Below are 19,608 nucleotides of genomic sequence, written 5' to 3'. Positions count from 1 at the left end.
GATAATAAATCTATAAGAAAAACTCATATATATATTACGGTGCTATGTTAATGTATTAATCACATAAAAGGAGGCCTTTAAACATCACTCAGCTCGCCTCCGAGGTAATAGTAGCAAATAAGGAAAGATGGAGGGGGAAACAGGAGATTTCAATGAATTATTGGATGCTTAACACTATTAAAGAATCCATTTGCATGATGCTGTATTTAAGTTGGTATGACCTCCAAAATCAGATATGCCCATTACAAGTGTGGTGACGATTGGCTGCTTTAGCGTTCTTCACGATATTGATGGAGGTTGCCATGAAAAATGGATATGATAGTCAGTACACACACCGAAATGTCGAGTAACCAGGATCTCACCTCCAGGACACCATCCAGTATTGTTCTCATCATTATGAAGATGACGGCTATAATGCTTGGGGATATTTCAAGTTTATGGGATGATTCATAGAAATACATATACTGCAGCAATTATGCTAAGAGTAGCCATAAATATGGTGAATGATTGGGGCTTCTTATTTTTCATTGTCATCATCTTTAGTAGAGTTGAGGATTATTTTCCCCAGTATCCATCATATATATCTCTGAGACCTTTTTTTATGAGGTAAGAACATGTGAACAGGTCGCCTGCAGTGTTTAAATGTCATTCCTGCCTTTAAGAGTGTTATACAAGGTTCCGATACCACTGATAATCTCCATGCAACCCTCTCTGATTTTGCCACAATCTGGTTTGGGATTTCTGTCTACTTTATATGTGCTTCCATCCATGCCCATATATGGGGTATCCTTTCCCGTCCAATTTATATGTGACTTCATACTTGTAGAATGTTATTACTCTATTTCCATGTCTTTCGCTCTATTTTCTGATAAGGCGTTTTTTGATTATCTTGTAGCCTTTACCTCGATACCTTTTTGATACAGAAATACTCAGACACATCATTTTCAGATAATATGTGCTCCTTCCATACCTCACACCCACTGCAGAGGCACTCTTCATGTGGATCTATATCCCTGCAAATGGCCCTTCCTGTGGAACAGTAGACCCCTGGAACCCTGTCTGTGTCCATGCGCATGGCGCTGTCAAGGTCCTGCTGGGTTATGAGTAGCATTATCTTCTTCTTATCCCTCACGCACCGACTTTCCCTCTGGACGGGACACTCAAGACAGAGGCACCTTCTGATGTTCTCCATGCTGAAGTCAACCTGCATGTCATCACCACAGTGGATATATGTACCTGCAGGTACTTCACATTTGCCACATGAAAAGAAAAATTTTAATTAATAATCATTATAAATTGAAGTTTTTTTTAGAAAATAGCCGCTATTTAAAGCTTTTATCTTGTAACATTTAGAAACTGATATTAATGTAGATGACCTATTTAATATTAGTGGAATCTGTGTACCCTTCTAAGGGCAGGCAGTTCTACCGAAGGTGATCTAATGGCTGAGTTGTACGAAAAAATGGTAAAAGAGGCCATGATGGCCCAGAAAGCCGATGTGGATACCATAAAAAAGAAAAGGGGAAAAGAGTTTAAAATAAGGGATACGAAGGCCTACCTGGACGTTGTGCAGGAAATGAAGGCTGTAGGAGACCAGAGCGAGGCGGTGATAAACCTGCACAAAAACTCAGTGAAGGCCCACTATGAAATACTGGACAGCCTTACAGACACCATAAGACCAGAGGACGACCCCTTCGTCGAACACTACCAGACACCTGTGGTCCTCGAGATACTGAGGGACGAGGACAGCGACTTTGAGAAGAGCCTTGAGGCATTCATAGATGCAATAGGAAGGGCAGAGGCCCTCATAGGAAGGGAGGCAATAAGAAGGTACGGAGGATTCTATGGCCCAACATGTGTGGTTGACTTCGCCCTCATGCCCGGCAGCACAAGCAACGTGGTGAACAGGATCCTCAGGGAGACAGAAATACCTGAAATGCACAAGCAGGCGATCCTCTCAGCAAAATCATGGGGTATGAACACCTCCTATGGTATCGGAGAGGTATTCGCAAATAAAATTGAAAACGGGGCAACCGCTGCAGAGGCAGCAGAGAAGGAAATAGAGATGGTGAAATACATCTACCAGGAACCTGTTGAAGCCCAGGCAAAGCTCATGGACGATCATGGTCATGAATCCTTTGATGTAAGGGAGTACATGTCCCGCTACAGGAAGGAGATGGAAGGAACTGTTAAGGCCGCAATTGATGACGGCGTACACTACGGCAACATACTCACGGTACCTGCATACTGCGTTGGTGACATATCACACCACATAGCCCAGTCCACCTACAACATGTGCAAGGATGATGTGGTCATGGCCATAATCGAGGCAACCACCGATGTCATGGAGAGCACCCTCAACAGCGCAGTATCATCATTTAAGAGTGAATATGATGTGCTGAGCCTTGCAACGGGATCATCAGCATGCGCCGTTGAGTACATACTTGAACTTGACGGTTTCAATGCCATAGGAGTCGTTGACCTTCTCACAAAGAGGTTCCACAACTATGTCCAGCTCTACCCAACAAGGGGTGCTGCAGCTGAACTCCACAACAGTGACTTCATGGACATGATATACCGTGGATGGACACACCTGGATAGGGCAAGGAGAATGCTTAACGGAGCAGAGGGTCCGCTTGAACCCATGGTCGGTGACTACAAGGTTGACCTCTCACCGATACACGAAAACGAGGTTATAATGAACCCCCAGCGCTACACATACCCTGCCTGCGCAATAACAGTGAGGTTCTCAGCCCTGATGAGACTTGCTGACTATCCATGTCTCCTCACAAGTGAACCGGTCACAGCAACCCTGATGACCAACATAATTGCACTCCACAAGGAGAGTGCAGCATCACCGGCAAGGACATGCAAGAACTGCGCAGCAGCAGCTCTCGTGGACTTCAGACACAACCACTGCCAGTGGAGAGAAGCTGTATAGCTTCCACAATCAATTTTTCTGGTGATTATATGAAATGCTATGTCTGCGCGGAGCAGGGAAAGGATACCGATGCTGTTGCAATATGCATAGTCTGCGGTATGGGTCTCTGCACCGAGCACGCAATAAGGGAGGAGATTGAGATCTGGAGTGGAGGTTATCCCTTCCCCTCAGAGAAGGTTAAGGGGACGCTGCCAAGGATACTCTGCCCCTACTGCTACAATGTCATGAAGGAGGATTAAGATGGTATCCCTCACAAAGAGGTGTATCGCCGAGTTTATAGGAACATTCTTCCTGGTGTTCTTCGGTGCCGGCTCAGCTGCCATAACACTGATGATAGCATCTGGCGGTACAGCCCCAAATAGCTTCAACATAGGCATAGGGCTCCTGGGGGGCCTGGGGGACTGGGTTGCAATAGGTCTCGCATTCGGTTTTGCAATAGCGGCGAGCATATACGCGCTTGGAAACGTGTCGGGCTGCCATATAAACCCCGCAGTAACCATAGGCCTCTGGTCTGTTAAGAAGTTTCCTGGACGCGACGTTATACCCTACATCATCGCACAGCTCCTGGGGGCTGCCTTCGCAAGCTTCATATTCCTGCAGTGTGCAGGTATAACTGCAGCCACCATCGGGGGACTTGGAGCCACAGCTCCCTTCCCGGGGATCGGCTACTGGCAGGCCATGCTTGCAGAGACAGTGGGCACATTCCTTCTGATGCTCACCATCATGGGCGTAGCAGTGGATGAAAGGGCTCCAAAGGGCTTTGCAGGAATCATAATCGGCCTTACAGTTGCAGGTATAATCACAACAATAGGTAACATAAGTGGAAGCTCACTGAACCCTGCACGTACCTTCGGCCCATACCTCAATGACATGATCTTCGCGGGCACCAACCTCTGGAAATACTTCCCCATATATGTCATAGGGCCCATTGTGGGAGCGGTGCTTGCAGCACTCACCTACCAGTATCTCACATCGGAATAACCCACCTTTATTTTTCGGAGATAAATATCATAGACTCATCAGGTCGTATCGTAAGTTAGGGAAGGCCTTTTACTGAAGGTTAATTTCCTTTAAATTTAAAGTCCCGGCCCTTAGGAGTCCTATGCCTCTTTTTTTACTACTGGTTCTTAGGAGGGTTTTCAGTTGAGGCGCGTTGATTAGGAAGAGTGTTGTCAGTAATCCGATGGCTACATACCAGTTTAAGGTGTTTAATGCTGGTTGAAGTACCAGTATGATGTAGAGGAAGAGTGCTGTGAGGACCGTCTCAACAAAAACTTTAAGCTGCCATTTATTGTGTCGATTTGAAGTTCTATAACCATAGAGGAGAGCATGGTAAGCATCACGAGAAAAACCATGAACTCTGAGGATCCATGGACATCAAACACATAAAGGAATGAAATTACCATAAAAACCGTGAATATGTCTGAAAATCTCCTTTCATCAAGAAATTATAAAAAACTCCTGAATAAGGAGGAATGGCGGTACTTTAATACCACCCACAAGATCATAACGCCCTTCTGCAGGTTCAAAGATGAGATGGAGGCATCCATTGCCCCCAGGGACCCCCATTCACTGTCCCGGCAAACCATGTAATAAACCTTCCACCAGTTAAAATCCTCACCATGCAATTTACCCTTCATCTTCAACCGATACGTTCAGTTTTTACTTTCTGTTTTCATCTTAGATGTTTAAGATATGTTCCATCTTTGCTTACTGTATTTTAATGATGCTTTTTTCTCAATCTTTTGAATCAGTTACGGCTTGGTTATGGTTAACACTGTAAATGAGATAGCGGTGGCGGTTACTGTAAGCGCGACGCATATGGTCCCCACAACATTTCGTTGATGGGTGTTTTTGTGAGGATGGCATTTGTCAAAGCTGTGAGGTTGAATCCCAGTGTGAACAGGGAGCTGATCAGCAGTGTCCAGTAAAGCCATCATCATAGCGTCCACCAGGGTCTCTGATAACCCCCATCAAACCAGTCGTGGACAGTATAGCAATGACATCTAAAAATGAGAATATAGCTGCTGAATCAATAGGGTTTCCTGGGACAGTATAGAAGAATGTGGTCAGCTACCCCTGCAGCCGCCCTGATAGAACTATAGCCGCAGTTAGCAAAAACCACCAGTAGCGTTAATATAAACATTTCATATTTCATAGCTTTTCTCCTCTTTTAAAAAATAATTGGTTACTGTTGTATTAACTAGTGAATGTTGGAGTGTTTTGTGTTCCATGTGTTTGATGTTATCAGCTGTTTATTTTCTCAATGTAGACGACTTTTATCATGGGGAGTTCTTTATTTTTGAGTTCAGGCGTGGTTGTGTCCTCTGCAGGGTAAAAGTATTCACCATATGCTTTTATATGGTCCCCCATTTTTATTGGGGTTGTTCCGGCGTAGCTTAGGAGTATGTAGTCTGGTGTGGTGTTGATCTTGAGGGCAATGAAGGTTTCCTGCGGTTTGACACCGTATGATTCCCCCTTTTTATACACTGTTCCCTCAACCCAGACATTCTGACCGTTGAGGGCGTATGGATTCTCCCTTGAAGTGGAAAGGTCAAGTGCACGGCACTCCTCCTTATATTTCACGGCTTCAGCGCCTGTTAAGGGTTTAGCGAGATCATCCCCACTGGATGGAAGTGGAATACCTGCTATAAGAAGCTCACTCACCCCGTAACCCACAAAAAAGCCAGCAAGCAGACCAAGAATCAGAAAATGCCTTCTATCCATACTTTTCACCTCTTAATGGCTATGACTCTTAGTTCATAGTGCGGATCATAGACTCTGTACCAGCCCCATACTTCTCTGTAAAGTGGAAAAGTTCCAAATATTGTATGTATGCCTCCTACAACCTCTTCTTGCCACCCACAGACCCACCGATATTCTACACGCACGTATACTTTCCTGTATTCCGTGTAGCTTGTGTGATATCTTCCTTTCATGTTTTCAATTTCTTCTGGCGATGGTTCTTCTGTGGCATTTTCTGATAGGCTATCTCCTGTCCGCTGATGTGCTGTTTCCAGTTATAAGTAGTGCTATACCACTGTATTCATCTTTAAATTCTTCAAGCGGTCTTGATATCATTCCCGAGGCTGGGGTCTGCCAGTGAAACTGTCTTATTATCCACATCTCTTATGGCACTGTAATGACCTTCCATGTAGACTATCATCCCAGGTTTCAGGTTTTCTACAGAAACCCTCTTTGCGACTGCATTCACGCCTTTGGCATTTGCTGCTTTGATGAGTACCTCCATTGTTGTTCCGTCTTCTGTGGTGCCGGTGAGGTCTGCGAGTTCGTCTTCTGTTGTGTTTATTCCAAGGTTTGGAGTAGTGTGGCGAGTGCTGCCGGTCCGCAGGTGTAGTTCCTGGTCTGCAGGACCACGCCGGTGGTATCGGCTGTGATGTTATCGTCTATAGTGAACTCTGCTGGATCCGTGAAGTTCTCTTCCAAGTTATCTGCTGTGGATAAGTCCATGGGATTCGTGGAGTTACTGCTGTTATCCCGTGGGGTTTGTGCGGCCGCAGCAGCGTTAAAAGATACTGCGAGTGTTAAGAGGATCAGCAAACCCCAAAGACACGACTTTCTCATCCACTATTCACCACCTATCAGGTTGATAATAAATCTATAAGAAAAACTCATATATATATTACGGTGCTATGTTAATGTATTAACCACATGAAGGATCTTTCAGCATCACTCACATGGACTCTGTGATAATCAGCAATATGGATATTAAACCTCCCAGAGAATCCCCCGTGACCATGCTGCCCCTTGAAGTACTGGACTGTTATAGATATTTTCAGTGTCCTTTCCGTGGATTTGATGTTATTGGCTCTTCTTCTCCATGTAAAAGACCGGTGGCTGGGCGTCTCAATTTATTCTGAGCCTTAGGGATGTTTTTACTGAAATCAGAAAATAAGGTGTATGTCCTCTGGAGATTCAGGTCATGGTAATTAACCGAATTATTATCCTGGAGACATGATTTCTATAACCTAAAGGTTCCTTTTCATGGCTGCAAGCTGTTCCTTTCTTCCCTTAAGGCGTGTTGAGAGAATGAAGAGTGTGAATGCAACTGCGACCAGGAAGAGGAATGATGCTCTGTAACCTGTTATCTCGCTCCCAATGGATGATATAATTCCTCCAATGAGCGCTCCACCAACAAGCTGCCCGCCACTTGATAATATGTTTATGAGGGCCTTTCCGGATGCCCGGTGTCTTGGAGGAGTCTCAGAGAGCATTATGTAGCGCAGAGGCGACCCTATCACACTTATAATACCCAGACCCATTAGCACCTCTGCAAGTATGAAAAGTAGGGCCTTTGAGGAGATTAAAGGCATTAAAAGATATCCAGTCATCAGCATTAAACTTCCGGCGACCATGATACTTCTTGATCCAAATTTATCCAGGAGAAAACCAACAATAGGCGATGAAAGGCCCACCGTCGCTAGGAAGGGGATGAGACTGAAACTGGCCAGTGATTCGGAAAGGGAAAGATCAACAAGTGCATAGCCAGGTATGAATACAACTGCTGACTGGGCCAGGCCATTCAGTACTGCAATTGCAGATGCGATTCTCACCTCCCTCTCTCTAAATAGATGAACTGCAATGATAGGATCATCTGAGGAATTCTCGACGCGCCAGAGGAGGGGTGCCATTAAAGCCGCCGACAATATCGGGACTGAAACAGAAGGTCTAATAAGGCTTCTGACTATATCTGACTCATTGATCTGATTTATCCCGAAGGCAAAGAAAGTAAAAAGGAGTGCCATTATGATGAGTCCATCTCTATCAAACCCTTTTTTATAATCACTGGATTTCTTGGAGAGTATGAAAAACCCTGAAATGATTAGGATGACAGCTAATGGAATGTTAATTAAGAAAATCCATTTCCAGTTATAGGGTATTAAGAAACCGGCCACTATAGGCCCTGTTATTGATGCAATACTGAAGATAGACCCTATGGCACCAAGGGCCTTCCCGCGGCTTTCAGGGGGAAATGTGTCCCCTATGAATGCGCTTGCAATGGGGAGGATACCACCGCTGCCAAGCCCCTGAACAGATCTTCCAAGTATAAGGAATTGATAGGATGGTGAAAGGTCCATTATAATTGATCCTGCTGCAAAGAGGAGTATATCCAGTATGTAAATATTTCTGCGCCCGTACCTGTCGGAGAGCTTTGCCATGAGGGGTGTTCCAATCATGAAGAAGAGCACGTAGGAGGAAAAAAGCCAGGAGGCCAGACGTGGTGTCACGTCAAACGATCTCTCTATCACATGGAGCAGGGGTCCAATAACACCCCTGTCGAATGCACCCATGGAGATTCCAATAAAGAAAAGCAGTAGCATGACATTTCTATTTCCCCTTTCCATGTGAACTAATTCTAGGGATTTTTATAAAAGCTTTCCCATGACAGTCTCTAATAGGAAAGATAAAATTACCGAATGGTCTCTACCGTGTAGGGATCTCTCATTAGAGGTTCCTTTTCATGGCTGCAAGCTGTTCCTTTCTCCCCTTGAGGCGCATTGATAGGAGGAAGATTGCTATGGCCACAAATACAAGGAGGAGGAATGAGTACCTGTAACCACCAGTTCCGCCAATGGATGCCACAACACCCCCGATCATGGCGCCCCCCACCAGCTGACCGGCACTTGAAAGTATATTCAGGAGGGCCTGACCGGAGGCCCTGTGTTCAGGGGGAGCCTCAGAAAGCATTATGTACCTTAGGGGGGCCCCTATAACTGTTATGAGGCCAAGGCCCATGAGAACCTCTGCCAGTATGAAGATTCCCAGGGCTGATGATAGAAGGGCCATCATCAGGCACCCTGTTATAAGTATGAGGCTACCTGAGACCATCACGGTCCTTGATCCCACCCTGTCAAGCAGGAAACCAATAACCGGTGCCCCAAGGGCCATTGTCATAACAAATGGAAGTAGACTGAAACTGGCCATGGATTCTGATAATGAAAGGGCCAGAAGGGCGTAGCTTGGTATGAAGACGATGGCCGACTGTGAAAGACCATTACCTGCGGATATTGCAGTTGCAATCCTGACCTCCCTCTCCCTCAGGAGGTCAACCTGTATTATAGGGTCACCAGCGCTGTTTTCAACACGCCAGAGGACGGGCAGAAGTGCAATGGCGATTAAAAGGGGAATTGAAACGATTGGTCTTGTCATACTCCCGGGGATATCTGCTGTATCAAGCTGGTTTATGCCAATGGCCAGTGATGTGACAAGGACGGCCAGTATGATGGTCCCCAGGACATCAAAACCACCTTCATCATCCTTCACTGTAACGGGGAGTATGAAGAATCCTGCTATAGCAATGATGGCTGCTAACGGGATGTTGATTAGGAATAACCACTCCCATCCATAGGGGAGTATGAAACCTGCAAGCACAGGACCGGCTATTGATGAGAAACCGAATACTGATCCTATGATACCGAGTGCGCTGCCGCGGCTTTCAGGGGGAAATGTGTCCCCTATGAATGCACTTGCAACGGGGAAGATACCCCCTGCACCGAATCCCTGAAGGGATCTTCCAAGGATGAGAAGGGGATATGATGGTGATAGTGCTGTTATGGCAGATCCAGCCGCAAACAGGGTTATGTCAAGGATGTAGATGGTTCTACGGCCGTACCTGTCTGAGAGCTTTGCCATGACAGGTGTTCCTATCATGAAGAAAAGTATGTATGATGCAAACATCCAGGATGCAAGGCGGGGATCCACATGGAATGATTTTTCAATTGCAGGAAGCGCCGGGCCGATTATGCCTATATCAAGCGCTCCCATGAAGACTCCAGCAAAGAGAAGCACCAGTATTATGTTCCTGCTTTTTTTGTCCATGTGAAATATTCTGTGTTCAACTGATAAATCTTTTATCAATTTCAACGGGAAAAGAAAGTTTAGAATTCTGTGGTTTTATGGGATTTGTGAGGTTCTGTGGTTTAGGATTTGTGAAAAGGGAAGAATGAAGTTGTCGGGGTTTTGGTGATTTATAGGATTTGTGAAAAAGAAAAAAGGGTCCTGGAATTTCACTGGTTTATGAGTTTAAGTCCAGTGATCTCCGCTGTATTGGTGTCCAGTGCACGCAGGTCCTCAGGGCTGAATTTCCTTATGTCGTCGTGGCCTGCAAGCTGTGCCAGCATCTTGGCCTCCTCGGTCATGGACTTTATGTAGTTGGCAACCCTTCTGGCAGCAAGGTCCACGTCCATCCTTTTCCTGAGGACAGGGTCCTGTGTTGCCACACCAACAGGGCACTTACCTGTGTAGCACATGCGGCAGGCACGGCATCCCATGGCGATCATTGCACCTGTACCGATGTACACAGCATCCGCACCCATTGCCATGGCCTTGGCAACGTCGGCACCGCTCCTGATACCACCGGTTATGATGAGGTCAACCTCATCCTTGAGTCCGATGTCATTGAGACCGTTAACTGCCTGTACAAGGGCGGCGAGGGTTGGAACACCTGTATGCTCTATAACAACCTCAGGCGCCGCACCTGTTCCACCCTCCATTCCATCAACTGATATCACATCTGCCCCGGCCTCGGCGGCGATCTGGACGTCCTCATAGACCCTTCCGGGTCCAAGTTTGACAACAATCGGCACCCTCCAGTCTGTGACCTCCCTGAGGAGTTCTATGTGCTTTGCAAGGTCGCCCTCCCTTGTGGCGTCAAGGAAACGAGCAGGGCTGAGAGCGTCTGTTCCTTCGGGTATTCCACGGATCTCTGCAACCTCAGGGCTTACCTTCTCTGCCAGGAGGTGTCCTCCCATACCAGGCTTTGCACCCTGCCCTATCTTGACCTCTATTGCATCTGCCACGTTGAGGTAGTCTGAGGATACACCGAATCTACCACTTGAGTACTGGACCATGAGGTTATCTGCCAGTTCCCTCTCCTCGGGGAGCATTCCACCCTCACCGGTGTTTGCGCAGGATCCCACGAGGGATGTACCCTTGGCCATGGCCAGTTTGCTCTCCTTGCTGAGGGCACCGAAGGACATACCCGCGATGAGTACAGGGGTCTGGAGGACCAGTGGTTCCTCTGCAAATCTGTCACCAAGCACCACGCTGGTGTTGCAGGGCTCCCTGTACTTGTCAACAGGGGGAATTGATGCCTGGGCAGGGAGTATTATAATATCGTCAAAGTTTGGCAGCCTCCTCTCTGTACCGAATCCCCTGAGGACATATTTACCTGCCTTGGATGTGTACCTGATATCTGCAATTGTCCTTGGGTCCCATATGCTTCCTGCGCCCGTTGGCAGGAGAACAGGGCATGCTGCAAGACATGATCCGCACATTATACACTTGGTCTTATCTATCTCGGCATGGTCCTCAACAATCTCTATTGCGTCTGTGGGACAGACGATTTCGCAGGTACCACAGAATACACACAGTCCCTGTGTTGCTGCTGCAAGGTCTGATGATGGTGATGATGGCGTTATGGATGATGTGGTGGGTTTTTTGATTTCAAAGCCCCTCTGGATGTCGTTGACGTACTCCATAACATCAAGGGCCTCCAGGCAGCCCTGTTCACAGGCAGCCACACATGCAGGTGTATCACCCGGGCTTTCCATGCACTGCTGGTCACACTTAACCATCCCATCATCTGTGTATGTTATTGCACCTATTGGGCACATGAGCATGCAGAGTTTGCAGCCCACACATGACTCCTGGTCGATCTTCACTGCACCGTTTTCCCTCTGGATGGCATCCCTGAAGCATCCCCGTGCACATGACGGGTCAACACACTGCTGGCATACGATTGCATGGTATCCCGTGTCCATCTTGTTGAGGAATATGGCACTTCTTCCAAGGACCTCCTCACAGGCCTCCACGCACTTGTTACACCCATCACATTTTTCAGGTTCTGTTAAGAGTATCTGCACCATTTAAACCACCTAACCGTAGAATGGACGTATCTCCTTGCGCTGTATTTTTTTGAATTCCTCTGGAGAGGCGTCTATTGAGTATCTGCTGAAGAGTGATGATAGTTTGTTCAGATCATCCCTTTCAGGTTCCAGGACCTTTGCATTGGTTCCGGTTTCGAAGTCTCCAGCAACGTATATGTTGCCGCCAATTATCCAGTCACCTATATCTTTACCGGTGTCCCCTGTTATTATGAGGTCTCCGCTCAGCATGTAGAGACCTGCAAGGTCACCGATGTCTCCATCGATTATGATTACACCGCCCTTGTTGAGCTGCCCGATCCCATCGCCTGCGTCTCCATGGACGACTATTGTTCCGTTGTAGGTTCCAAAACCCACACCATCGTCTGCATCTCCGTGGACGATTATTTCCCCTGCGGTCATGTTGTTGCCAACGTATCTCCCGGTTTTTCCATGAATCTCTATCTTTGGTCCGTGGTTGAGGGCCCCAACGAAGTCACCGAACCTTCCACTGAGGATGAACTCTGCCTCTTCCCTTATACCCACAACAATGGAGTCAAGTTCAGAGTTGCTCTCTATGCTGAATTTCTTTATGTTCTCCCTCAGCCCTTCCTTTATCTTCCTGTTGATGTCCCTTGTTGAGAGATCATCACCTGCGATTTTCATCTCCTGAACAGTCATCTAACATCCCCTGTTATTTAATGTTCTTTTATGAACATTTTCCACATATCATAATTTAAGGATTCCCATTTCTGGAAATCAGACATATACTATTATATATTATGATGAGATTAGTATCTATTATACTGAGATCTGTAAATGGTGATAGTATGAAGACACTTGTGAGTAACCTGAGGGGAAGGTGCCTCTTTGATGTTGCTGTGAAGGCCCAGATAGATGGGCTTATATCGGTACAGACGGAGGACTTCAATGACTCATGTCTTGAAAAATTCATAAAGGGGGGTGTTATTCGGGTTGAAGGGAGAAACCCCATTGAGGCTGCCAGAAAAATAGCAGAGGTCATAAGAGGCGCTAAAAAGCATGGAGAGGTCTATGTCGGATTTGATGGAAGTGACCTGGGAGGTCTTCTCTCATTTTTGGCCCATCGTGAGGGGGTGGCAGGTATCTACACATGTTTTGGGGATTCTGCGGTGCGTTTACCCCCCCTGAAACTTGACATATCTGATACCAGGCTCAGAATACTCGAGGCCCTTGAGGAGGAAAGCCTCAATGCGGTTTTAATTGCAAGGAAGGTCGGCATTTCAAGGGCTATGGTCTACAAGCATCTCTCCGGTCTTATGGATATGGGGCTTGTGGAGCAGTCCCAGATGTTTGATAGGTATTCAATTACAGATGCAGGTAGACTTGTTATAATCTAAAGGGAGGTTAAATTACAGGTCTACAAAGAGGAACCGGTTAAAGTTGTGGTTATCAACCGGCGCGTTTTTACAAAAAAAGGAGCTGGTTGAGGGTTGCGGTTATCAGTGGTAAAGTGAAATGTTTATTCCATTGGATATCCAACCCTGAGCCTGTAGGATGCCCTCTCACTTATAAGCACAGTACCGGGCACAAAGAAATCATCGAATTCGGCAACCTTCCGCTTCATACAGGGCTTCAACTCCTCCTTGCTGGCATATGACGCACATTCATCACTCTCCAGTATACCCTTCCTGACAAGTTCAATGTACCTCATCTTCAGAGTTTCATCATCAAGAACGCTCATCATAATCACCAGTATTTACTATAATCTGGCAATATATATATTTTTTGCAGTGCAATCTCAATGGGGTATAAGTATTTATACTACATTGGACAATACTATATACAATGTTCAGAAAAATAAAATTTCTGACACATGATAAAAAAGAGTTAAGGGGCCTGAAATGATTAAGAGACCTTTAAATTACATTAAAAACGATGAAAATTATTCCATAATGTTAAAAACCGTTGTTGAACACCTCAGAGATCAGGGATATGATTTAAAGGTAAATAACGGTAAAAAGAAACTCAGACCACGTATGCTGAAGGGTTTTCTTCCTGATGTCCATGCAATTAATGGCTCCGATGAAATTGTAGTTGAGATAAGCACCGATAATAGTGATATAAGAAAATGGAGAAGATTTGCATACACCGATGGCATCAGGTTCTGGATAGTTGCACCCTATGCAATCGCAGATTCTGTGAAAACCTGTGTTGAGACATTTTCAATACCCGCAGAGGTCTACGCCTGTAACGGTACCATGAAACTCAAACGTGTACTGTAACCTTTTTAATATTCATGACATCTATAATAGAATTTTACAGCGTATTAAGTTTGCACTTAAATTTTTATTATTAATGGCATTTAACAAAAGGAACAAAGGCCTTGTATAAAGCTAACAAAAGGCTTATATAAAGGATAATATAACTTTTTATATAAAATTCTCTGATTACTGTGAGGTTGAGATGAGGTTCATTTTTATAGCCGCACTCCTGATTCTTGTGGCATCACAGATTCATGGGGCATCGGCCTGGTCTGTAAAGAATCACCATGATATTGCAGAGAGGGTCTACAGTGCAATGCCCTCTGATGTTCAAAACCGTCTGAGCCTTGATGAGATGAAGAATGGTGCAGAAGACCCTGATACTGTTTTCTTTGACTTTGAATATCACGTATACCCCTATAACCTTGAAAAGGCCAGGTTCTGGTTAAATCAGGGAAAAATTAGCTATGATGCAGGTAACTACAGTTATGCCAGTTACTGCTATGGTGTTGCAAGCCACTACATTTCTGATGGCATCTGCGGTCCACACACATCCCCTGGATCCAGCCGGTACCTCCACACGGTCTATGAGATACGTGCGCTGATGCTTGAACCTGTAATTGTTCCTCCCCCCGATGACCCTGAAATGGAGGCAATGAAACTCTGGAGTTCATGGGTTTCCGAGGGTGATGACTCCTGCATATCAGGGGCACTTCAACTGGCATGCAGTGTATCCTATAAAGAGATCATGGAGTCAATAGGGTCCTGATACTGTTTATGTCAATTTGAGATTGATATATGGGCCTCAAAGATTTGTAATACTGTTTTTAGCCAAATGTTGAGGCTATCCAGTCACCTGTGTAGTGTGTTATCACTATAATCATGATTGCCACCAGGAGATGCTCACCAAGCACCCTCCAGAGAGGAGCATTCTGTGACCTTGCAATACTTACACTAAGGATAATCAGAAGTAGGAGGCCCCAGATGACTGACACTACAATTGACAGTGTCAGATCCAGTAAGAGAACCGGTAAGAGGAATGTTATGGCAAAGAGGAATTTGCTTATGAACGTTGCAATGGTGGACTCCCAAACCTCAACCTCGCTGTGCCTGTTCTCAGACTCCTCTGCGATGTGTATACCCATGGCATCAGAGAAGGCGTCGGCTACTGCTATTGTGAGTACACCTCCAATCACCGCAAGCCTTGAATGGGTGCCTGAATGGAGTCCCACCATAAGGCCAAGGGTGGTTATTATGGCCGATGTAAGGCCAAAACTGAAACCTGTTTTCAAGGAGTGTTTCATGGCTTGTAACACTATTTCATCATTATGTCCAGCACACCGGGTTTTGATTTCTTCTTCTGCCCTCCAAGGATTCCAGATTCGAGAAACTCCCTGTTTGCCCTCCTGTTGATTTCAGTGAAGATCATCCTGTAGGCCTGGCACTGATGATCGACACCATCTATCCTCCGCATTCCATTCTCCACTGTTATGGCATTGTATGGGCAGCCACCAAGGCAGTATCTGTAGAATTCACAGTCACCGCATTCATCATCGACCATTTTTCTCCAGTCATGGAGGGATCTGAGGGCATCACTTTCATTGAGCTCCTCCATGCTGGGCCTATCAGATACGTTACCCATTATGTAGTCCCTCATTCCCACGAAGCGATAACAGGGGTATATGTCCCCGTAGGGATCAACTGCAAATGTATTCCCCACACAGTCCGCGTGTGTGCACACGACACCCCTGCGGAGGAATGCGCTCTTTGCAAAGTGGTCAATGTTCTGTATTTCGATTTCACCGAAATGCTCAAGGTACCTCTCAAGGAGGTAGAGGAGAAGATCCCCATACTCCTCTGCGGTTATGGCCCACTCCTCAGGGTCAGGGCTCTTCAGGGAGGGGAGGGCAGGGTGGAGCTTCATGTTCATCTTATTTTCAAGGAAGAACTTGAATATATCCTCCTTTTTCCTTATGGAGTAGGAGGTGAATGTGCTTATGAAGCTCACCTTCAGACCATGCCTCCTGGCTATCTCATAGCCTTTCATGGTTTTATCGAAGTAACCATCACCCCTCTGATGATCATTTATTTCCCGAGGACCATCAAGGCTTGAGCCGATGGGTATGCTGTACTCTGCAAAGAGTTCTGCCAGTTCATCGGTCATGAGCCACAGGTTTGTCTGGATGGCAAATGCGGGTTTTAGAAAATCGAGTTCACTGGCTATCAGCTGCAGGGTTGTCCTGTAAAATTCGTAGCCTGTAAGAAGAGGTTCTCCTCCATGGAAGGTGAATGTGGCGGGTTCTCTTCGGAAATCCCTCAGCCATGAAACCATTTCCCTCACGGTTTCCTTGTCCATGACCTTGGAGTCCCGGTCAACGCCCCAGCAGTAGCTGCAGTCTGAGGGACAGTTCATTGAGGGGATGATCATAACATGGAACGCCATTCCATCACCTAATCAGCGGATTCGAAGACATGACCACATTTTTCACATACGATTTCCTTCATGGACGTCCTTGACTTGTGCTCATCCAGGAATCTTCTCTTAACAACCTTGTCCCTGCAGCCGCACACAGGGCACTCCTTCAGAAACTCCTCCATCTTCATGGTCAGACCTCTATTATTTCCTCCACCACATATTTACCGCCACAGGGACACTCATCTATTCTATCTCCAAGGTGGTAGGGTGGTGTTCTACCTTCAACTTCAAGGGTTCTCGTGGCCCTGCAGAGGTCACAGTATGCCTTGACTATCCACATCATGTAAACTAGATATATATGGTCTGATATATAAGGTTGCAAGGGGGTCGTTTTTTTGACTGAGAGTCCAGATTATGAGGTTGAAGTGGAGGAAGGTGACTTTGAGATAAGGTGCTATCCCGGTTACATACTGGCACAGGTGGATGTTGAGGGAAACTTCAGGGATGCGATGCTCAGGGGATTTTCCATCCTTGCAGACTACATATTCGGGAACAACAGGCGCAGGGAGGAGATTCCAATGACATCCCCTGTAACGGGAGTCAGGCTGGGAGAGAAGATACCAATGGCAGCACCGGTGACAGAGGAAAAACTCGATGATGGGGGAGTCTACAGGATATCATTTACCATGCCATCATCATACACCCTTGAGACACTTCCAGAGCCCATTGACAAACGTATAAGGTTCAGGTCTGAGAAGAATCAGAGGTTTGCGGTCTATAAATTTTCAGGAAGGGTAAATGAGAGAATGGTGGAGGAAAAAACTGGTGAGTTCAGGGAATGGCTCAGAAAAAATTCTATAAAGCCCAGATCCAGCTTTATAATTGCCCAGTACAACCATCCTGCAGTTCCGGGTTTCCTGCGGAGGAATGAGATCCTTGTGAAGATATGAATGGGGGATTCCTATGAATGAGATTGAAAGGAACCGTTACTTCCTGAAGGACAGTATAAGGAAGAGGATCGATTTTTCAAAAACACCCCAGAGCATGGGCGTGGCTGCACCACCATTTGAGAAGCCATGGCCAGAGGATGCTGAGATGGTGGACCTGCCGGTACTTGACTGGGCTGAGATGGTGGATGTGAATGTTGTAAGCTGCATAAGAAACCGTAAGAGCCGCAGGAGTTACACTGACATGCCCCTCAAACTTGAGGAACTTTCGTTTCTTCTCTGGGCCACACAGGGGATAAGGTTGATTGCAGGTTACAGTGCCTTCCGCACCGTCCCATCAGCTGGCTGCAGACACACCTTTGAAACGTACCTTGCGGTCTTCAATGTGGAGGGCCTTGAGGTGGGCCTCTACAGGTACATACCCTCGGTGCACCGGTTGATGGTGGAGTACCTTGACGATAACCTCTCCAGGAGGATAGTGGAGGCATCCTTTGACCAGCGATTCACCGGAGAATCCGCTGTGACATTCATCTGGACAACAGTACCATACCGGATGGAGTGGAGGTACGGTCTTGCGGCCCACAGGGTGATCCTCATTGATGCAGGACATGTCTGCCAGAACCTCTACCTTGCCTGTGAGGCCATTGGTGCCGGTACATGTGCAGTTGCGGCCTATGACCAGGAGTACCTCGATGAGGTGCTGGGGGTTGATGGTGCTGATGAATTCGCCATTTACATGGCACCCGTTGGAAAGATTTAGGAAAAAATTGAAGTGTGGTGTTAAGTCTTCAGCAGGTGAGGAAACTCAAAATTAGATTTTCACGGATGATGGCAGCTGCATTTTTTTACTTGATTTGTGGGTCCTTGTAATCTCTGAGTACATTCTTAGAAGGTCCCTGTAACCTATTATTCCATTTCCAAACCTTATGTAATTCGGTGCCCTCAGATACTTTCTCATGTACCTGTTTACATCGGCTGCAATTTGCCGGTATTGGGTCCTTGTAAGGTAACCGTGGAATGTGCTCTTAACACCCGGATTTGAGGGGTCCCTTACCTTAATGTATCCTATGGGTCCGTTCATGTAGTCTGTTGCCATGAGAAGGAATGTAACTGGTCTGTAACCATTGTAGGTCCTTTTGAGTTTTTTGCCCTTTTTCAGGTCAGTGTGTATTCCATCAGCCACACCTGCCATCACTGCAGGGTCAATGCTGTGGTATGCTATGAGTTTGCTGTTGTAGAATCTCCCATTTCTCTGAATTATCGCAGGGGTTTCATTCAGGATTCTCATGATCTCCGATGCAATGAACCGGCACTTCTCCTCCCATGAGGCACCGGGGCAGTCAATGTTGGGCTGTATTATCCTGATACCCGCGGAGGTGAGGAACTTATAGGGGTACCTGATACCTGCAAAGTACCTGTTGGAGAAGTTATCGTCCCATGATCTCCTGAGCATGTAGGTATTTTTGAGGTTGAGTTTCCCGGTGTTTACAAATATAACACCCTTTGATGTGGTTGATGCAAGTTTAGCGACTTCCCTCATTGCCCCGGGGCAGGAAGCTGCAAGGTAAACCGCCACTCCGCCCTGAGGAGTGCAGCTTATTGCACGGCCACCTTCACCTGGTTTCGGGGCTTTGGGATCCACTGTAACGTTATGTTCACTTTCGTTTTCAATGTAGCTCTTGATGAGGTTGAGGTTTTCAATGTCAGAGGAGCAGTTGCCTGTTATACAGTCTGATGTGAGGAATATGTCAACTGCCGTCGCACCACTGATATTCACTGAAAAAAGGACAAGTGCGGTCATGAACAGTATAATTCCCTTCAATTGCAAATTACCACCATTATAAACCTCTATTATAGGCCCTTTAAGTAATTTTTCAGGAAGATTTATATAAGATGAGGTTCTACATATTAAGCCCCGGATTTTTTCTTATAGTTCTTTAATGGTGATAATTTGGTTCCTGAGATAAAACAGAAGTGTTTGATCTGTGGTGAGCAGTGGATTGATGGAAAAGATACATGTCCATACTGTGGAGGCAAAAATAAGACTGCAAGTATAGATTCCAAGAATGATCTTGCACTGCTGAGATCACTTAACAGCATCCTGAAAAAGGAAAGGGTTTCGGAATAAACTTCCCAAACCTTTTTTTATTTGCATATCTGAAAAAGTAAAATCAGA

At 46.1% G+C, this 19,608-nt stretch carries 23 protein-coding genes; 9 read left to right on the top strand and 14 right to left on the bottom strand.

Translation table 11 applies throughout. From position 1 onward, the window contains the following. Positions 1–898: 898 nt before the first annotated feature. Entirely contained in the window at positions 899–1,210 is a 312-nt protein-coding gene (locus ACPLJI_RS02980) for a DUF2769 domain-containing protein (RefSeq protein WP_424730519.1), read from the bottom strand. A 231-nt stretch (positions 1,211–1,441) separates the two neighbouring features. On the opposite strand from ACPLJI_RS02980, the gene ACPLJI_RS02975 reads away from it, so the two are divergent. Genes ACPLJI_RS02975 through ACPLJI_RS02965 form a run of 3 tightly spaced genes read left to right on the top strand, consistent with a single transcriptional unit; the run spans position 1,442 to position 3,922 of the window. Then, positions 1,442–2,941, top strand: a complete 1,500-nt coding sequence (locus ACPLJI_RS02975) for a DUF2193 domain-containing protein (RefSeq protein ID WP_424730520.1) — start codon at positions 1,442–1,444, stop codon at positions 2,939–2,941. Positions 2,942–2,970: 29 nt separating this feature from the next. After that, positions 2,971–3,180, top strand: coding sequence for a DUF2180 family protein (locus ACPLJI_RS02970; RefSeq protein ID WP_261599736.1), 210 nt, complete (start codon positions 2,971–2,973; stop codon positions 3,178–3,180). A gap of 1 nt (position 3,181) precedes the next feature. After that, complete coding sequence (locus ACPLJI_RS02965; RefSeq protein ID WP_424730522.1) at positions 3,182–3,922, top strand: MIP/aquaporin family protein; 741 nt, start codon at positions 3,182–3,184, stop codon at positions 3,920–3,922. Between the two features lie 1,266 nt (positions 3,923–5,188). Here the strand turns inward: ACPLJI_RS02965 and ACPLJI_RS02960 are convergent. The 7 genes from ACPLJI_RS02960 to ACPLJI_RS02930 form a co-directional block, all read right to left on the bottom strand. Beyond that, entirely contained in the window at positions 5,189–5,668 is a 480-nt protein-coding gene (locus ACPLJI_RS02960) for a hypothetical protein (RefSeq protein ID WP_424730523.1), read from the bottom strand. Positions 5,669–6,002: 334 nt separating this feature from the next. Next, positions 6,003–6,251 (bottom strand): cysteine peptidase family C39 domain-containing protein, encoded by a 249-nt coding sequence (locus tag ACPLJI_RS02955; protein WP_424741125.1) that lies wholly within the window; start codon positions 6,249–6,251, stop codon positions 6,003–6,005. Continuing rightward, on the bottom strand, positions 6,248–6,526 hold the full coding sequence (locus tag ACPLJI_RS02950) for a hypothetical protein (protein WP_424730524.1): 279 nt from the start codon (positions 6,524–6,526) through the stop codon (positions 6,248–6,250). The genes ACPLJI_RS02955 and ACPLJI_RS02950 overlap by 4 nt, the downstream gene beginning before the upstream one ends. Positions 6,527–6,930: 404 nt before the next feature. Beyond that, a complete protein-coding gene (locus ACPLJI_RS02945) occupies positions 6,931–8,283 on the bottom strand; it encodes an MFS transporter (protein ID WP_424741123.1) in 1,353 nt (450 codons plus the stop codon). A 124-nt stretch (positions 8,284–8,407) separates the two neighbouring features. After that, the gene (locus ACPLJI_RS02940; RefSeq protein ID WP_424730232.1) at positions 8,408–9,781 is read right to left on the bottom strand and encodes an MFS transporter; all 1,374 of its coding nucleotides are present in this window, start codon (positions 9,779–9,781) and stop codon (positions 8,408–8,410) included. Positions 9,782–9,969: 188 nt separating this feature from the next. After that, positions 9,970–11,829: a glutamate synthase-related protein gene (locus tag ACPLJI_RS02935; RefSeq protein WP_424731370.1), complete on the bottom strand. Its 1,860-nt coding sequence runs from the start codon at positions 11,827–11,829 to the stop codon at positions 9,970–9,972. 9 nt (positions 11,830–11,838) lie between these two features. Then, positions 11,839–12,507, bottom strand: a complete 669-nt coding sequence (locus ACPLJI_RS02930) for a tributyrin esterase (RefSeq protein WP_424731371.1) — start codon at positions 12,505–12,507, stop codon at positions 11,839–11,841. 149 nt (positions 12,508–12,656) lie between these two features. Between ACPLJI_RS02930 and ACPLJI_RS02925 the strand changes: the two genes are divergently transcribed. Continuing rightward, positions 12,657–13,205 (top strand): ArsR family transcriptional regulator, encoded by a 549-nt coding sequence (locus ACPLJI_RS02925; protein ID WP_424731372.1) that lies wholly within the window; start codon positions 12,657–12,659, stop codon positions 13,203–13,205. Between the two features lie 122 nt (positions 13,206–13,327). On the opposite strand, the gene ACPLJI_RS02920 is transcribed toward ACPLJI_RS02925, so the two are convergent. Next, a complete protein-coding gene (locus ACPLJI_RS02920) occupies positions 13,328–13,549 on the bottom strand; it encodes a hypothetical protein (RefSeq protein WP_424731373.1) in 222 nt (73 codons plus the stop codon). A gap of 160 nt (positions 13,550–13,709) precedes the next feature. Here ACPLJI_RS02920 and ACPLJI_RS02915 point away from each other — a divergent pair, with 160 nt between their 5' ends. Together ACPLJI_RS02915 and ACPLJI_RS02910 are read left to right on the top strand one after the other, a co-directional pair. Next, positions 13,710–14,090: a hypothetical protein gene (locus tag ACPLJI_RS02915; RefSeq protein WP_424731374.1), complete on the top strand. Its 381-nt coding sequence runs from the start codon at positions 13,710–13,712 to the stop codon at positions 14,088–14,090. Positions 14,091–14,271: 181 nt separating this feature from the next. Next, entirely contained in the window at positions 14,272–14,838 is a 567-nt protein-coding gene (locus ACPLJI_RS02910; RefSeq protein WP_424731375.1) for a zinc dependent phospholipase C family protein, read from the top strand. Between the two features lie 58 nt (positions 14,839–14,896). Here ACPLJI_RS02910 and ACPLJI_RS02905 read toward each other — a convergent pair whose 3' ends face one another. From ACPLJI_RS02905 to ACPLJI_RS02890, 4 genes are read right to left on the bottom strand one after another with little or no spacing between them, the layout of a single operon-like run. Next, positions 14,897–15,373, bottom strand: coding sequence for a hypothetical protein (locus ACPLJI_RS02905; RefSeq protein ID WP_424741122.1), 477 nt, complete (start codon positions 15,371–15,373; stop codon positions 14,897–14,899). A gap of 11 nt (positions 15,374–15,384) precedes the next feature. Beyond that, a complete protein-coding gene (locus ACPLJI_RS02900) occupies positions 15,385–16,512 on the bottom strand; it encodes a TIGR04083 family peptide-modifying radical SAM enzyme (RefSeq protein WP_424731377.1) in 1,128 nt (375 codons plus the stop codon). A gap of 8 nt (positions 16,513–16,520) precedes the next feature. Further along, positions 16,521–16,673 carry a TIGR04165 family Cys-rich peptide gene (locus ACPLJI_RS02895; RefSeq protein WP_424731378.1) on the bottom strand — a complete coding sequence of 51 codons (153 nt, stop codon included), beginning with the start codon at positions 16,671–16,673 and terminating at the stop codon, positions 16,521–16,523. 2 nt (positions 16,674–16,675) lie between these two features. Next, positions 16,676–16,825: a hypothetical protein gene (locus tag ACPLJI_RS02890; RefSeq protein ID WP_424741121.1), complete on the bottom strand. Its 150-nt coding sequence runs from the start codon at positions 16,823–16,825 to the stop codon at positions 16,676–16,678. Positions 16,826–16,880: 55 nt separating this feature from the next. Here ACPLJI_RS02890 and ACPLJI_RS02885 point away from each other — a divergent pair, with 55 nt between their 5' ends. Both ACPLJI_RS02885 and ACPLJI_RS02880 read left to right on the top strand, forming a co-directional pair. Continuing rightward, positions 16,881–17,435, top strand: coding sequence for an SOUL family heme-binding protein (locus tag ACPLJI_RS02885; protein ID WP_424731380.1), 555 nt, complete (start codon positions 16,881–16,883; stop codon positions 17,433–17,435). A 13-nt stretch (positions 17,436–17,448) separates the two neighbouring features. Next, a complete protein-coding gene (locus ACPLJI_RS02880; RefSeq protein ID WP_424731381.1) occupies positions 17,449–18,192 on the top strand; it encodes a SagB/ThcOx family dehydrogenase in 744 nt (247 codons plus the stop codon). 51 nt (positions 18,193–18,243) lie between these two features. Here the strand turns inward: ACPLJI_RS02880 and ACPLJI_RS02875 are convergent, their stop codons facing one another. After that, on the bottom strand, positions 18,244–19,254 hold the full coding sequence (locus tag ACPLJI_RS02875) for a pseudomurein-binding repeat-containing protein (RefSeq protein WP_424731382.1): 1,011 nt from the start codon (positions 19,252–19,254) through the stop codon (positions 18,244–18,246). Between the two features lie 129 nt (positions 19,255–19,383). Here ACPLJI_RS02875 and ACPLJI_RS02870 point away from each other — a divergent pair, with 129 nt between their 5' ends. Continuing rightward, positions 19,384–19,560: a hypothetical protein gene (locus ACPLJI_RS02870; protein WP_424731383.1), complete on the top strand. Its 177-nt coding sequence runs from the start codon at positions 19,384–19,386 to the stop codon at positions 19,558–19,560. The last annotated feature ends 48 nt before the right edge of the window (positions 19,561–19,608 follow it).

This window comes from Methanothermobacter sp. (assembly GCF_049720995.1).
Lineage (GTDB): Archaea > Methanobacteriota > Methanobacteria > Methanobacteriales > Methanothermobacteraceae > Methanothermobacter.
The sequence above is the reverse complement of the archived record's forward strand: the minus strand, read 5'-3'. Positions and strand labels throughout refer to the sequence as shown.